Below are 16157 nucleotides of genomic sequence, written 5' to 3'. Positions count from 1 at the left end.
TTTAATTTAGTTTCCTTCCTAAATATTTAGAGTACTTTTCGTTCAAAACACAAAAAAGCGATTACAATTAATTGTTAACGACAATCTTTTTTAAATCTTGATCTCATCTAAAAACAAAAGTTAAACTAAAAAAATCTCAACTACTAGTCGCTAAAATCTGAACCCAAGCTTTAGCAGTTTGACCATTCAACTTAATTTTCAAAACACAAATTTTACTTAAAATTCAATAGCTAATGATTAGATTGTTAAAAATCAAAATACGTCTTAGCGTTGTTATAAGAAATATCTTCGACAATTTTCCCCAAATAATCGTAATCTTCTGGAACTTGGCCGCGTTCTACCCATTCACCAATTAAATTGCACAAAACTCTACGGAAATATTCATGTCGTGGATATGACAAAAAGCTCCGTGAATCCGTCAACATTCCAACAAAATTGGCTAATAAACTTTGCTGTGCCATCGTATTGAGTTGGTTAATCATTCCTTCACGTGTATCGTTAAACCACCAGCCACAACCTAATTGCATCTTCTGCACATTGCCTTCATAGAAATCGCCCATACCGGTTGCTAACTGCATCCAATCGTTCGGATTTAAAGAATATAAAATTGTTTTAGGAATATTATCTTCATTCTGCATATCGCTCAATAAGTTCATCATTTGTCCAACAATATCGGGTTGAGTTCCCATAGAATCAAAGCCAGCATCCGGGCCAACCTTTTGAAACATTGGTTTATTAGCATTACGCACCGCATTAATATGAAATTGCATCGTCCAATTAAATTTTTTATTTAAGCGCATTAAAGCTTCCACTAAGCCTGTAGTATAAGCATCAACCTCAGTAGCTGATAATTGTTGGTTTGTAAGTCCCTTAGCAACAATCTGATCTAATTCTTCTGCACTAACTTTCACAAAATGGAAGGTATTTAGACCATGATCTGATAATTTTCCGCCATGATTAGAAAAGTATTCAAACCGCTGTTCTAAAGCTGTAACTAAACTAGCAAAATCATTAATCGTCACGTTAGCTGCAGTTCCTAAACTTTGAAGATAATCTTTATAAGAGCTACTTTGAATATCAAAGGCTTTATCTGGTCTCATTGCTGGCAAAACTTTAAAACCATTGCTTTTTTCTTCTTTTGCTAACAATTCATGATAATGGAGGTCAGACGCAGGGTCATCAGTCGTGCATACTACTTTGACATTCGAGTTTTTAATCAAATTGCGCGGCTTAAAATCAGCAGTTGCTAACATTTGGTTGGCTTTATCCCAAACTTCTTGAACATTTTTACTGGTTAAAGGAGCTTTTATTCCAAAAAATCTTTGTAATTCCAAGTGAGTCCACTCATACAATGGATTACCAATTGCCTTTTCAATAGTTTTAGCCCAAGCCAACATTTTCTGATAATCATCACCATCACCGGTAATTAATTCTTCTGGCACACCATTGGCTCTCATTAAACGCCATTTATAATGGTCTCCGGCTGAACCATCATTGATCCAAATTCTAGTTAGATTAGGATAATTTTTATTTTCGTAAATTTCTTTAGGATCTAAATGACAATGAAAATCAATAATCGGCATTTTAGCGGCATAATTATGAAATAATTTTTTTCCAAAATCATTTGTTAACAAAAAATCTTTATTCAATAAAACCATTGTTAATCCTCCTTCAAAAATCAAACGTCAGAAAGTTTACCAATTTCAAGCAGTAATATATTAGTATATCTTTAAAACGGTTTCATAATATCTTACAAAAATCAATCTGTCAATAGTCAAGTAATTTGCTTAGGGCTAATCATTTCTTTATTTATACAATTTCAGAAGATGGTATTTCGATTATGAGTTGTTTTTTAACATCACTTTCTAGACCGATTTACTAAACAAAGTGATCTTTCAAAGCATAAAAAAACTGTTTTTAATAATCCAATAGAATTAATAAAAACAGTTTTTTAAAATTATTCACCTAATCAATATCTTTTCCGCTATTCAAAATATTCCGGAAAAGCTTTGAGTAATTTGGGCTCTTCATCTAACATTCTATGCAAGTGCAAAGAAACCAATTTGACCGACTTAGATTCATCTTTAGCCGCTAATGCATTAACTAAATCTAAATGCTCATTAATTAATGAATCCCAAGATAAGTCTTTATTTTTTAAACGTAAAAATCTAAATCGATTTAAATTCATGTTAATCAGTTGTAACCATATCCACAATTGTTCATGAGAAGTAATGGTATAAAAATAATGATGAAAAGCTTCATCTTCGTTAAAAAATTTTTCTAATTTATTATTTTCTTTTTCAGCCAATGTCTGCCGCTCAATGTTTTGTTTTAGCAAAGTAAAATCCGAATCTTTCAAAACTTTCACAGCTTCACTAATAACCTTAACTTCCACACTTTCTCTCATAAAACGAGCATCTTTAGCCATTTTCAAATTTATTTTTGAAATGTACGTACCCGATTGTGGAACCGCATTAACCAAGCCTTCTTGTCTTAATTGCAAGATAGATTCTCGAATGGGGGTTCTACCAACTTTTAACTCCTTGCTTAAATCTTTTTCCGAGATTTTTTGACCAGGAATGTAATATAAATTGATAATTCTATGCAAAATAATGTTATACACTTGATCTTTCATCGTTTGAATTGCTATCAATTCTTTAACTCCTATTCTAAAAATAAAACAAGCTTAAATTTAATTAGTATCTCAAAATAAGCATTAATATCTAAACCGACTCATTACTTAATAAGTAAATACTTCACTATCGATAATAATCTTAACATCATTTTAATCTCACTGTAGATAAAAAGTTACGTTAAATTTTCAAATTGAGGTTTGATCACATACCGTTTAATGCTTAAATGAATCCTACAAAAAATTTATTATAATTATATATGAAACCACAATAATCATAAGTTATTTTTGACAAGAATTATGATAAAAATAAACATTGATGTGAAATTTCGTTACCAGATAACTTGATAATCGACTTTCATATGGCTTGACAACAATACATAAAACGAATACATTAGTAGCAAAAGTAAGTGATATATTAGTATACCAAAAGCAATTTTTTACTATTATTAAAGGAGTGATTAATATGGTTAAATTATTAGATGATTATCTCACAGACAAACATTTATTTATTGAAAAAAATATCAAAACACCAAATTATGATTCTCAAACCATTACCCATAACACTTTAGCCAAGCCAACTTGGGTGCATTTTGGTGGTGGTAATCTTTTTCGGTGCTTTCATGCTAAAATTGCCCAAGATTTATTAAATCAAGATCAACTTAATAGTGGTATTATTGTGGCAGAAACTTATGATGAAAATGTAATTGACCAAGTTTACGACAAATATCATAATCGGATTTTGAGCGTTACCATGAAAGCTGATGAAAGTTTAGAACAAGAAGTTCTTGCCAGTGTCGCCAAAGCATTGTATTTTAATCAAAATAATCAAAGTGGCTGGGAACAATTAACTGATATTTTCACCAAACCATCTCTACAATTAGCGACCTTTTCTATTACAGAAAAAGGCTATTCTTTAACCGATATTAATGGTGAATTAACACCAGAGGCCAAATTAGATATTCAAAATGGTCCAAGTAATCCCACTACTAATATGGGCGCTGTGGCTCATTTACTACTGGCTCGTTATCAAGCCGGCCAACTACCGATAGCCATGGTTAGTACCGATAATTTCTCACAAAATGGTCTAAAATTAGAAACCGAAATTTTAAGAATTGCCAACGGCTGGTTGAATAACAAATTTGTGGATTCCGGTTTTATTGACTATTTAAAAAATCCACAGAAAGTGTCTTTTCCATGGACGATGATTGATCGAATTACTCCTAATCCATCCGAAAAGGTAGCAGCACAATTAAAAGCAGAGGGTTTTGAAGATACCAACATCATCCACACACCCAAACACACTAATATTGCTCCTTTTGTGAATACTGAAGAAACCCATTATCTTGTGATTGAAGATAATTTTCCTAATGGTCGTCCTCCTCTGGAGCAAGCGGGTGTAATTTTAACGGATCGTGAAACGGTAAATGATGCTGATCAAATGAAAGTTACGGCCTGTTTGAATCCACTGCATACTGCACTAGCAATTTTTGGTTGCTTACTAGGTTTTAATTCCATTTCTAGTGAATTAGCTGATGCTGATTTAAAAGCCTTAATTAAAAATTTAGGTTATGGTGAGGACTTACCAGTCGTTCCAGATCCCAAAATTATCAATCCCAAACAATTCATCGATGAATTAATTAATAAGCGTTTACCAAATAAAAATATTCCAGATACTCCACAACGAATTGCCAGTGATACCTCCCAAAAAATTCCAATTCGTTATGGCGTGACATTACAACGGTACATTGATAACCCTGATCGTGATCCGCGGGATTTGGAATTTATCCCGTTCATCATAGCTGGTTGGTGTCGTTATTTAATGGGACTTGATGACCAAGGCAAAGCTTTCGAACAAAGTCGTGATCCATTATTGGAAACTTTAAAACACTATTTAGTTAAAATTCAATTAGGTAGCCAAAATAATGATGTTCATCAAGCTTTAAAACCAATTTTAGAGAATCAGAGTATTTTTGGTAACAATTTATACGAAATTGGCTTGGGCGATAAAGTTGAAAATTACTTTACAGAAATGATTAGTTCCCAAGGAGCAATTAGAAAAACGTTGCATGAAACAGTCACTAATAAAAGTTATTAATTTGTAAAATATAATATGACAAAGGATGTTTGATATAAATGAAAAATATGGGTTTTCGCTGGTTTGGTTCTGATGATGATTCAATTAAGTTACAAGATATTCGTCAGATACCCGGAACAACTCAAGTAGTTGGAGCGTTATATGATGTGCCCGTAGGTGAAGTTTGGCCAAAAGACAAAATCAAAAATCTCAAAGACGAAGTCGAAGCTGCTGGGTTAAAATTAGAAGTGATAGAATCGGTTAATATTCACGATGATATCAAGATTGGTTTACCAACTAGAGATAAGTATATTGAGAACTACAAAGAAACCATTAAAAATTTATCTTACTATGGTATCAAAGTTATTTGTTATAACTTTATGCCCATCTTCGATTGGGTAAGAACTAACCTTCATTATCAATTAAAAGATGGCTCTCATGCTTTAGCTTTTGAGCAAAAATACGTCGAAGGTAGTCCCGATGAAATTGCAGCTGCTGTGCAAAAAGACTCCAACGGTTATATCTTACCCGGCTGGGAACCTGAGCGTTTAGCGGAAGTTAAGCATCTCTTTGAATTATATAAAGATGTGGACACGCAAAAGTTAACTGACAATTTGAAATATTTCTTAGATGCTATCATTCCTGTTTGTGAACAATATGATGTTCGCATGGCCATGCATCCAGATGATCCCCCCCGCCCATTATTTGGACTACCGCGGATCTTTAAAAACCGGGACGATATGTTAACCATTGAACAGCTATATGAATCAAAATATAACGGCTTTACTATTTGTACAGGCAGTTTAGGTGAGAATCCTAACAATGATGTTCCTGCCATTATTAGAGAATTTGTTCCCAAAGATCGTGTGCCTTTCGTTCATGCACGTAATATTAAATTTATGGGGAACAACGGTGATTTTCATGAATCACCGCACCTGTCTTCTGAAGGTTCTCTAGACATGTATCAAATTATGAAAGCTTTGTACGATACGGGATTTGATGGTTATATCAGACCGGATCATGGTCGCGATATTTGGGGTGAACAAGGACGCCCTGGATATGGATTATATGATCGTGCTTTGGGGATTACCTATCTCAATGGCTTATGGGAAGCAATTAACAAAGATCACAAATAATTTACTGATTACTAAAAGTGGTGGATAGACAATTCTTAAGGATTACTATTCACCACTTTTTGCTATTTTCAGAACCCAAAACTCAAAATCATTAATTTTATAAAAATTATTAAGGAGAAAATATTATGATACCAGACCTGAAAATTCAATATGCACATAGTCCACAAGATATAGACCATTACAATACCGAACAAATGCGAACGGAATTTTTAACCGAAAAAATTTTTGTTCCCGGAGAGATTCATCTAACTTACACTTACAATGACCGAATGATTTTTGGTGGCGTTTATCCTACCAATAAACCTTTAGAAATCGTTCTAAGCAAAGAATTGGGCGTTCAATATTTTTTGCAACGCCGTGAACTGGGCTTTATTAATATTGGTGGTAGCGGTTCAATCACCATTGATGGTCAACAGGAAAATATTGCCCCTCATGATGGTTATTACATTGGAATGGGCACTAAGCAAATTATCTTTGCGTCAGGTAATCCAAATAATCCTGCTAAGTTTTACGTAGTTTCTACCCCAGCCCATCATGCTTATCCCAATAAAAAGCTGCCTTATGCAGATTCTCTTGCTTTGCCTAAAGGTGATCAACAACATATGAACAAGCGGATTATTCATAAATATATTGATGCATCGCAAATGAAGACTTGCCAGCTACAAATGGGCTACACAGTTCTTGAATCTGGAAGCTCTTGGAACACAATGCCTGCTCATACTCACGCTCGGCGTATGGAAACCTACTTTTATTGCGAATTTGCCTCAAAAGATACACGTGTTATGCATATCATGGGGACACCTGCTAATACAAAACATATTTGGTTAGAATCCGAACAAGCTGTTGTTAATCCTAGCTACTCCATTCACTGCGGTGTTGGAACTGAAAACTATTCATTTATTTGGGCTATGTGTGGCGAAAATCAAACGTATGATGATATGGATCAAATTAAAATGCATGATTTACGTTAATTGAGCAATATAAAACGTTTTGTAAGAAAGTATTGCAATAATACAATTGTAAACAATTAGCATCTGAATCTTTACACAAATTAGCAATAACTTTTTTCATTAATTCTGGATCATAGGAAATTTATTTTAACTATCTTTAAATCAAAAAAAGCCAACTTCCAACGTTTACCAATTATGGCAAGCTTTTGAAGTTGACTTTTTTAATTACTTTTCTTTTTGTGAACGTGCAATTAATTTTTGGGTAATTTGCTTCAAGGTGGGTTCAAACAGCGATTGTTCCGTAATTTGGTTTTGAGTAATTTGTTGCTGCCACCAATCATTTCGAATCACTTGCACCTGCGACAAAACCTGCTGTCCTGCTTTAGTTATCGAAATAATATTTCGCGTATGGTTTTGATCGGAAACTTCTTGTGTTACATATTCCAGCGCTTTTAGACGTTGTATTTCCCGGGTAATTTGGCCCTTACTAATCAATAATGTTTTGGCAATATCATTTTGACTTTGGGAGCCGGTTTTACATAACAAAACTAAAATATAAGCACTCGTGGCATTCAAATGTAATTGTTGATAGGCCGCATGTGTATCTCGTAAAAATGCCCGGTGAATCACAGAAAAATATTGTGCGAAATCTCCCGGATAAAATTTATCAGTCATCTTTTTTAATTACCTACCTTTAAATTTAGTTTACCAGATTTTTCACGATTTATTGACAGATTTTTGAAATGACTCACTTAATTTGAAATTTTTTAAAGAAAAAATTACGGCCAAATGTGAATTTAGCTAACCACTTTTGTTACAAGTAATTGGCAATTTTTTTGAATACTATTTCACTAATTAAATTAAATATTTTTTGCAAAAAGTGATTGACAATTTTTTCACAAAGAACTATTGTTGCATTGTGAACGTTCACTACTTAACTTTTACAAACAAAAGGAGATGACCTTAGTGATTTCTACTTTAATTAGCGCCTTATTACCTGTAGTTGTCACTTTAATGCTGGGCTATTATGCCGGCTTTCGCCAAGATTTTAACGGTAATAGTGCGACTGAAATTAACAAATTAGTCATGAGTTATACTTTGCCGCTCAGCCTATTTGGCGGCATTGTAGCCACTAATGGCCACATTTTATTGCAAAATGTGCAAGTTGCATTATGGATTTTTATCGGAATGGTTGGCGGTTATGTAATTGTCCTATTAGTATTACGCTACTTGTTTAAAAATAGCCTCTCACTTGCAGCACTGAGAACTTTAGCTATTACTGGACCGGCAATTCCCTTCGTGGGTCCCACTGTTTTGGGAGCTTTATTTCCAGACAAAAGCGCCCTTTTAGTTTCAATTGGTGGTTTAGTCATGAACATTATTCAAGTGCCGTTAACCGTGATTTTACTTTCCAGTGATTCTAATCAAAAGATCAGCTTAGGCACTAACTTAAAAAATGCCTTTAAAAAACCAGTGGTCTGGGCCCCAATTTTGGCGTTTATCTTAGTCATGTGTGGCCTCACTATTTCTCCTGATTGGGAACGTTGCTTCTCTGTCTTAGGTCAAGCTACTGGTGGTTTAGCACTCTTTTCTTCAGGAATTGTGCTCTTTGAGAAAAAGCCTAAACTATCATTACCGGTTTGGGGCAACACGTTAACTAAAATCGTGATTATCCCCGCAATTATGTATCTACTCATGAAGTGGTGCCAAGTAGCACCGCAGACATTAAAAGAATCTCTAGTTTCCCTGGGCATCCCCACCGCTGCTATTTGTACAATCTTTGCTAACCAATATCACTTAGCCGAGCGCGAGATGGCTTCAACACTGTTCTTAAGTACCGTTTTATCAGTCATCACCTTAGGTTTTATTATCGTATTTTTAGGCATTTAATTTAATCAATAAAGGAGTTTATTCCAATGAATATTGCACAACAAATCGTTCAAGTTTTAGAAGATCGGGGCGTCAAATATGTTTTTGGTATCCCGGGTGAAGAAAATATTCGCATCGTCGATGCTATCCATGATTCAGATAAAATTCAATTTATTTTGGTTCGCCATGAACAAGGTGCTTCATTTATGGCTGACGTCTACGGCCGCTTAACAGGGCAACCAGGCGTTGCTACCGCAACCTTAGGACCGGGCGCAATTAACTTACTTTTAGGTGTTGCTGATGCCCAGACCAACTCGACACCACTGATTGCGATCACTGCCCAAGGTGGTTTGAATCGAATTTATAAAGAATCACACCAAGTGATTGACTTAAGAACTATGTTTCAGCCAGTGACTAAGTGGTCCGAAAACATCTATGAAGCCCAGGCTGCTCCAGAAATCATCAACAAAGCCTTTAATCAAGCTGTCAATGGTCGTCCTGGTCCCGTTTATGTGGGCATTCCCCAGGATATTGAACCGCAAAAGGCCGTGCCTAATATTCCCCTAGCTGCTTCCACTCCCGCTAATCAAACTATCCCACAAACAGCTGATTTAAAGGCTGCTGCTGCTATTATCAAAACAGCCCAACATCCGATTGCCTTAATTGGCATGGGGGTCATTCGCGATCACGCTAGTCAAGTCGTCAATGATTTCATCAAACAAACTAATTTACCAGCAGCCACCACTTTTATGGGAAAAGGAGCCATTGATGATCGTTTACCATCAGCTCTCGGTGTCATTGGTTTCATGCGCCACGACTATGAAAACTTTGCTTACGATCAAGCCGACGTTATCATTACGATTGGTTATGAACTATCAGAATTTGATCCTAGCCGGATTAATCCACAGGGTGACAAACAGATTATTCATTTAAATGATTTTCAAGAAGATACCGATGCGCATTATACCGTTAGTCAAAATTTAATCGGTAATTTAAAAGCTACTGTTCCGTTATTACAGGCTGAACTCACTGACTTTCAAGTACCTGCCTTAAAAACTACGATCAAAGAAGCTGTGCAAGCTGAATTAACTTTTGGTCAACAAGAAAGTCAAGTTCCCCTCACTCCCCAACAAATTGTCACTGCTACTCGTGAAGCCGTCGATGACCAAGGCATTGTGTTAGTAGATACTGGTGCTGTCAAAATGTGGATGGCCCGTCTCTATCAAAGTTACACGCCAAACTCCGTGTTAATTGATAATGGTTTATCGACAATGTCTTGGACTTTACCAGGGGCTGTTGGTGCCAAACTTGCTTGTCCTGACCAAAATATTTTGGCGGTTATGGGCGACGGTAGCTTTTTGATGAACTCGCAAGAACTCGAAACTGCCGTACGTTATCAAGTCCCAATGACCAACTTAGTCTGGGTTGATCAATCTTACGGCCTAATCAAATGGAAGATGGATATGGAATTAGGTCATCACTCAGAGGTTGATTTTAAAAATCCCGATTTGATTAGCTACGCTCAATCATTTGGTGCTAATGCTCATCTAGTCCAAAGCCGGCAAGATTTAGTACAAACCTTGCAAGCTAGCTTAAATAATCAACAAGTCAATGTTATTGTTTGTCCCGTTGATTACTCCGAAAATATGAAGTTAATTGACAAACTTGGTCAAGTTACGATTTCTCTTTAATAAACAGAAAGTAGGCAAAGTTTTATGAATGAATTTAGTATCAAACCCGCAATTACTAGTGTGCCTGATTTACCAACTTTATTTCAAGAATTACAAGTGGGTCAACATGATTTGCTCTTAACTAATCAGTATATTATTGAACCCCATTTGGACCTCGATCAACTTCCACTCGACGTGGTTTATCTCGAAAATTATATTCAGGGTGAACCCACTGATCAAGCGGCCGATCAACTATTACAACAAGTCAATACCAAAGATTATGATCGCATTCTTGCTATTGGCGGTGGTTCCGTGATTGATAACGCTAAATTACTGGTTTACGGTGCTGGAGTTAATATGCAGCAAATTGCTGCAAACGGCGCTAATTTAACTAAAAAGCGGCAATTGATTATTGTGCCAACGACCACTGGTACCGGCAGCGAAGTTACCAATGTTGCCGTCTTCAACTTTTTAGCTAAACAAACTAAAGTTGGCTTAGCCTACCCGCAAATGTATGCCGATCAAGTTTATCTAGTGCCGCAATTAGCGAAAACTATGCCTTATAAAGTGTTTGCTACTAGTTCCATTGATGCGTTAGTCCACGCAATTGAATCTTACTTGTCACCCAAAGCTACTAGCTTTAGTAAACTGTTTTCTGTGCAGGCTATGACAACAATTATTCAAGGCTACAATCAAATTATTATCCAACAACAAGTCGGGCAAACACCTCAAGGTCAATTACTCTTAGACTTTTTAGAAGCCAGTACTATGGCCGGTGTAGCCTTCGGCAATGCTGGTTGCGGCCCCGTTCATGCTCTAGCATACCCGATCGGAGCAACTTATCATATCGCTCATGGCCAATCCAATTATTTAGTATTTAGTGGCACCTTCAGAAAATATCAAGAATTGGGAGCTGATTTATCTGCTTTAGAAAATATTTTAGCAACGGTTTTACCTGTTGCTCCTAAAGCTACGCTCTCTGAACTAGAAAAACTAATTGACCAAATTTTACCCAATCAAAGTTTAAGTCAAATTGGCATGACTGAACAAACTTGCCAAGAGTTTGCCCAATCAGTGATGGACAATCAACAACGATTAATGATTAATTCCCCCATTACTTTAACTCAACAAGATGTCTGTGATATTTATACTCAATTACTTTAATTTTCTAATTAATTTCAGCAATGCTCGGCAATCTAACATGATTTCCGAGCATTTTTTGATCTTATTAGCTAATAATTAAAATTCATTTAAAAGCATTTTAATTTTAGGCTGCAATAATCAACATTGTTATATCAAAGTTTTTGCGACTAACTCCTTGCTTTTTAATTAGCTTTAAATTAGAATTGCGTTAATTTAAAGTTAAAGGAGTGCTACTTATGAAAAAAATAGCTTTAATTGGCCTTACTTTACTCACCAGTTTTGGATTAGTCGGTTGTGGTCATAAGAATGCAGATGCTAAAAAAGAAATCGCCATTGGAACATCAGCTGAATTAAGTACCGCCGACGTTTCATTAGCCATGGATAATGAATCTGCCGAAGTGGCCGAACAAGTCAATGAGGGACTTTACAACTTCAATAAAAAAGGCAAAATTATCCCCGCACTGGCCACCGGAATGCCTAAGTTATCGAACAATCAAACTACTTATACCATTAACATGCGCCATAACGCCCACTGGAGTAATGGTAAACCTGTCACCGCCCAAGATTTTGTTTATGGCTGGCAACGAACTGTCAATCCCAAAACCAAATCACAGCAATCTTACTTTTTAGAAAATGTTAAAAATTATCAAGCAATTAATTCCGGCAAAATGAGCCCACAAAATTTTGGCATTAAAGCTACTGGCAAGTATCAACTGCAAATTCAACTAGAACACGCCGTCCCATATTTTCCATCAGTTTTAGCCATGAGCGCCTCCTTCCCTCTTTACAAACCATATGTCCAAGCCCAAGGTAAAAAATACGGTACCAGTTCCAAACATACTTTATATAACGGTCCCTTCACTCTCCAAGACTGGGACGGCACCAGCGATACTTGGTCTTATGTCAAAAATCCGCATTATTGGGATCAAAAGCACGTCCACTTGGACAAAATTAAAGTCTCTGTGATCAAGAGTCAAGATACTGGTGCTTACCAATTTGAATCTAAAGAATTAGCCATGGTACCTTTAACTGGTCAAGAAATTAAAAATCACGCCCAAAGTAAAGCTTTATATGTCCGCAAGTTACCCGGCACGCAATATTTAGAATTCAACAATAAGCGTAAACTCTTTAGTAACGAAAAAATTCGCCAAGCCCTGGCCATGGCCATTGATCGCCAACAATTGACGAGCAAAGTTTTACAAGACAAATCAGTACCAGCCACAGGGTTCGTTCCTACCGGTTTCAAAAATCCGCAAACTCATCAAGATTTTGCCAAACAGGCTGGACAATTAACCCAATATAACGTCAAGCAAGCGCAACAATTATGGCAAAGTGGACTCAGCGAACTGGGATTGAAATCGGCTAGTTTTACTATTACATCTAGTAACGATGATCAGACTAAGAAAGTGGACGAATTTTTGCAGTCACAATTACAAACCCACTTACCCAAACTCAAAGTTAACGTCAAACCAGTCCCGTTTAACAGTCGCCTAGCCTCTTGTGAAGCTGGCAATTACGACGCCGTCATCAATGGCTGGACACCAACTTTTGCCGATCCGACAGATTTCTTAAATCTTTTAACAACAGGTAACAAAAATAATGAAGGCAAATTTAGCGACAGCCAATATGATCAGTTAGTCAAGACTGCTAATAATCAATATGCTACGCAGCCACAACAACGTTGGAATAATCTGCAAGCCGCCAACAAACTAGTTGTTCAAAAAGCGCCAGTCGTTCCCTTGTATTACCTATCTCTTGTTTATTTGATTAACCCCAAACTCAAAGGTATTGTGATGGGACCTATGGGCTTTCCATATTACAAAAATGCCATCATGAACTAATTAAATTCATTGGTTAATTAAAATAAAATTACCAATTGACCAAAAGATATTAATAATCAAGACTATTTTTAATTAATTTAACTGCGTTTTAGCACACAATCAAGATTGTTGATTATACAATCCGATTAGCTGAAACGCAGTTTTTTTATGAAGTATAATGCTTAGCCAAGGTCGTCTAGGCATGAATATTCAGTCACTTAGTCAAAAAATTATTAGCCAAATTATTATTATTATTTTTTAAATTTCTGAATTTAATTTTTAAAAACTTTTTACATTTATTTTTAATTTTAGTTTGCAATTAAATTAATGTCGAATTAGAATAAAATTAATTTCTAAATTATTTAAGGAGGGATGTTCATGAAGAAAATCTATTTAATGGGTTTGACCTTACTTAGTAGCCTAAGCCTTGTTGGTTGCGGTCATAATAATGCCACCAACAAAAAAGACATTTCCATTGGGACTTCCGCAGAGTTAAGCACTGCCGATGTTTCACTGGCGATGGATAATGAATCTGCCGAAGTTGCCGAGCAAGTCAATGAGGGCTTATATAATTTCAATAAAAAAGGTGAAATTATTCCAGCATTAGCCACGAGTAAGCCGAAATTGTCAAACAATCAAACTACTTATACGATTAACATGAGACATAATGGTCACTGGAGCAACGGCAAGCCTGTGACCGCGCAAGACTTTGTTTATGGTTGGCAACGGACTGTTGATCCCAAAACTAAATCACAGCAATCTTATTTTTTGGAAAACGTTAAAAACTATAAAGAAGTTAATAGTGGTAAGTTAGCCCCGAGTAACCTCGGCATCAAAGCCACTGGTAAGTATCAACTGAAAATTCAGTTAAATCAAGCCGTGCCGTACTTCCCATCCGTTTTAGCGATGAGTGCTTCGTTCCCATTGTATAAACCGTATGTTCAAGCTCAAGGTAAGAAATACGGTACCGATGCCAAACATACTTTATATGATGGACCGTTTGTCTTAAAAGATTGGGATGGCACTAGTGACACTTGGTCCTATGTCAAGAATCCCCATTATTGGGATAAAAAGCACGTCCACTTGAACAAAATCAAAGTCTCCGTTATTAAAAGTCAGGATACCGGTGCTTACCAATTTGAATCCAAAGAATTGGCAATGGTGCCCTTAACCGGGCAGGAGATTAAAAATCACGCTAAGAGCAAATCATTATATGTTCGTAAACTTCCGGGAACTATGTATCTGGAATTCAATACTAAACGCAAATTATTTAGTAATGAAAAAATTCGCCAAGCCATGTCCATGGCTATTGATCGCCAACAACTGACCGGCAAAGTTTTACAAGATAAATCAGTTCCAGCTTCTGGCTTTGTGCCAACTGGTTTTAAAAACGAACAGACTGGTAAAGATTTCTCCAAAGAAGCAGGGCAATTAAACCAATATGATGTTAAACAAGCTAAGCAACTCTGGCAAAGTGGGTTGAGCGAATTGGGACTCAAATCGGCTAATTTCACTATTCTTTCTAGCAACGATGATCAAACTAAAAAAGTCGATGAATTCTTACAGTCACAACTGCAGACGCATCTGCCTGGTCTCAAAGTTTCAGTCAAATCAGTCCCATTTAATAGTCGGTTATCATCCAGTCAATCCGGAGATTTTGATGCCGTCATTAATGGTTGGACACCAACCTTTAATGACCCTACTGACTTTTTGAACCTCTTAAAGACCGGCAACAAGAACAATGAAGGCAAATTCAGCGATAGTAAATACGATCAGTTAGTCGACAATGCTAACGGACAATATGCTACACAACCACAACAACGTTGGGATAGTTTGCAAGCTGCTAATAAGATGGTGGTTCAAAAAGCGCCCGTCGTTCCTATGTATTATGTCTCAATGGTCTATTTAATTAATCCAAAATTAAAGAATGTTGTCATGGGTCCCATGGGCTTCCCATATTATAAAAATGCCTACATGAAATAAAAAATAACTATTAGGAGTAAATTCAATTATGAAAATTTATATTTCTACTGATGTCGAAGGTTTAGCAGGTATTACTGATTGGAACATGGACGATCACGATACTGCCAAGTTCCGGAAGCTTTATAACGAACAAGTTGCTTGGACCCTTCAAGGCATTCAACAAGCAACGAACAACAGTCAAATTGATGAAATTTTGATTTCTGATTCGCACGCCAGAGGTACGAACTTAGATTATGACTATTTATCAGATATTGACGACCGGATCTCTTTAATTAGTGGTTATCCGCGTGAAGATTATATGATGAGTGGCTTGGATGATTCCTTTGACCAAATTTTCTTTGTTGGTTACCACTCAGGAATTGGTAAATTACACGGCAATATGGATCATAGTTACAGTGCCCGTTCTGCTTATAATGTCTGGATTAATGGTCAATATCAAAACGAAACGACTATTAATGTCGCTTATGCTAACGAATTGGGTGTTCCGGTAACTTTAGTCATTGGTGACTCGGCACTTAAAGAACAACTCGTCGACGAAAAAATGTGTCCAACTCCTAAAGTAGTTGTTACAAAAAAATCCTTAAATCGCTTCTCCGCGATGAGTTATCCGCGCAAACAAGTTAAAGCTGATATTATCAATGGTGCCAAAGAAGTAATTGACAATCCGGCGCCTTATACTGCTGTGCAACCATTAAGCACACCTTTAACTTTAAAGATTCAATTAGCTAATACTGCTAAGGCAGATGCCGTTGAACAAATGCAAGATGTAACACGCGTTGATGGGCGCACAGTGGAAGTTCAATGCCCATCCATGAAAGCTCTGTTAAATGAAATTATTGCCATTGTTATGTTAGCTGGTACTCAAGACTAATTAGGA

At 36.3% G+C, this 16157-nt stretch carries 12 protein-coding genes; 9 read left to right on the top strand and 3 right to left on the bottom strand.

All coding sequences use genetic code 11. The annotated features are described in order from the left end of the window. Positions 1-245 precede the first annotated feature (245 nt). Positions 246-1658: a glucuronate isomerase gene (gene uxaC / locus AC3B5S_RS06420; protein WP_489790222.1), complete on the bottom strand. Its 1413-nt coding sequence runs from the start codon at positions 1656-1658 to the stop codon at positions 246-248. 326 nt (positions 1659-1984) lie between these two features. After that, positions 1985-2653 carry a GntR family transcriptional regulator gene (locus AC3B5S_RS06415; protein ID WP_489769593.1) on the bottom strand — a complete coding sequence of 223 codons (669 nt, stop codon included), beginning with the start codon at positions 2651-2653 and terminating at the stop codon, positions 1985-1987. Between the two features lie 445 nt (positions 2654-3098). Here AC3B5S_RS06415 and AC3B5S_RS06410 point away from each other — a divergent pair, with 445 nt between their 5' ends. The 3 genes from AC3B5S_RS06410 (at position 3099) to kduI (ending at position 6816) form a co-directional block, all read left to right on the top strand. Further along, a complete protein-coding gene (locus AC3B5S_RS06410) occupies positions 3099-4730 on the top strand; it encodes a mannitol dehydrogenase family protein (protein ID WP_489790221.1) in 1632 nt (543 codons plus the stop codon). 38 nt (positions 4731-4768) lie between these two features. Next, on the top strand, positions 4769-5845 hold the full coding sequence (gene uxuA / locus AC3B5S_RS06405) for a mannonate dehydratase (protein WP_489758227.1): 1077 nt from the start codon (positions 4769-4771) through the stop codon (positions 5843-5845). A gap of 125 nt (positions 5846-5970) precedes the next feature. Beyond that, on the top strand, positions 5971-6816 hold the full coding sequence (gene kduI, locus AC3B5S_RS06400; RefSeq protein WP_489790220.1) for a 5-dehydro-4-deoxy-D-glucuronate isomerase: 846 nt from the start codon (positions 5971-5973) through the stop codon (positions 6814-6816). A gap of 204 nt (positions 6817-7020) precedes the next feature. On the opposite strand, the gene AC3B5S_RS06395 is transcribed toward kduI, so the two are convergent. Then, on the bottom strand, positions 7021-7470 hold the full coding sequence (locus AC3B5S_RS06395) for a MarR family winged helix-turn-helix transcriptional regulator (protein WP_489790219.1): 450 nt from the start codon (positions 7468-7470) through the stop codon (positions 7021-7023). A 291-nt stretch (positions 7471-7761) separates the two neighbouring features. Between AC3B5S_RS06395 and AC3B5S_RS06390 the strand changes: the two genes are divergently transcribed. From AC3B5S_RS06390 to AC3B5S_RS06365, 6 genes are all read left to right on the top strand, one after another. Continuing rightward, a complete protein-coding gene (locus AC3B5S_RS06390; protein WP_489790218.1) occupies positions 7762-8685 on the top strand; it encodes an AEC family transporter in 924 nt (307 codons plus the stop codon). 26 nt (positions 8686-8711) lie between these two features. After that, entirely contained in the window at positions 8712-10355 is a 1644-nt protein-coding gene (locus AC3B5S_RS06385) for an acetolactate synthase large subunit (protein WP_489790217.1), read from the top strand. A 24-nt stretch (positions 10356-10379) separates the two neighbouring features. Continuing rightward, a complete protein-coding gene (locus tag AC3B5S_RS06380) occupies positions 10380-11498 on the top strand; it encodes an iron-containing alcohol dehydrogenase (RefSeq protein ID WP_489790216.1) in 1119 nt (372 codons plus the stop codon). Between the two features lie 215 nt (positions 11499-11713). Beyond that, complete coding sequence (locus AC3B5S_RS06375) at positions 11714-13318, top strand: peptide ABC transporter substrate-binding protein (protein WP_489758221.1); 1605 nt, start codon at positions 11714-11716, stop codon at positions 13316-13318. 357 nt (positions 13319-13675) lie between these two features. Further along, a complete protein-coding gene (locus AC3B5S_RS06370; RefSeq protein ID WP_489769586.1) occupies positions 13676-15280 on the top strand; it encodes a peptide ABC transporter substrate-binding protein in 1605 nt (534 codons plus the stop codon). Between the two features lie 28 nt (positions 15281-15308). Next, positions 15309-16151: a M55 family metallopeptidase gene (locus AC3B5S_RS06365; RefSeq protein ID WP_489769585.1), complete on the top strand. Its 843-nt coding sequence runs from the start codon at positions 15309-15311 to the stop codon at positions 16149-16151. The last annotated feature ends 6 nt before the right edge of the window (positions 16152-16157 follow it).

It is taken from the genome of Bombilactobacillus sp. ESL1094 (genome assembly GCF_058107425.1).
Note: the sequence above shows the minus strand (reverse complement) of the source record. Positions and strands in the feature narration are given on the sequence as shown.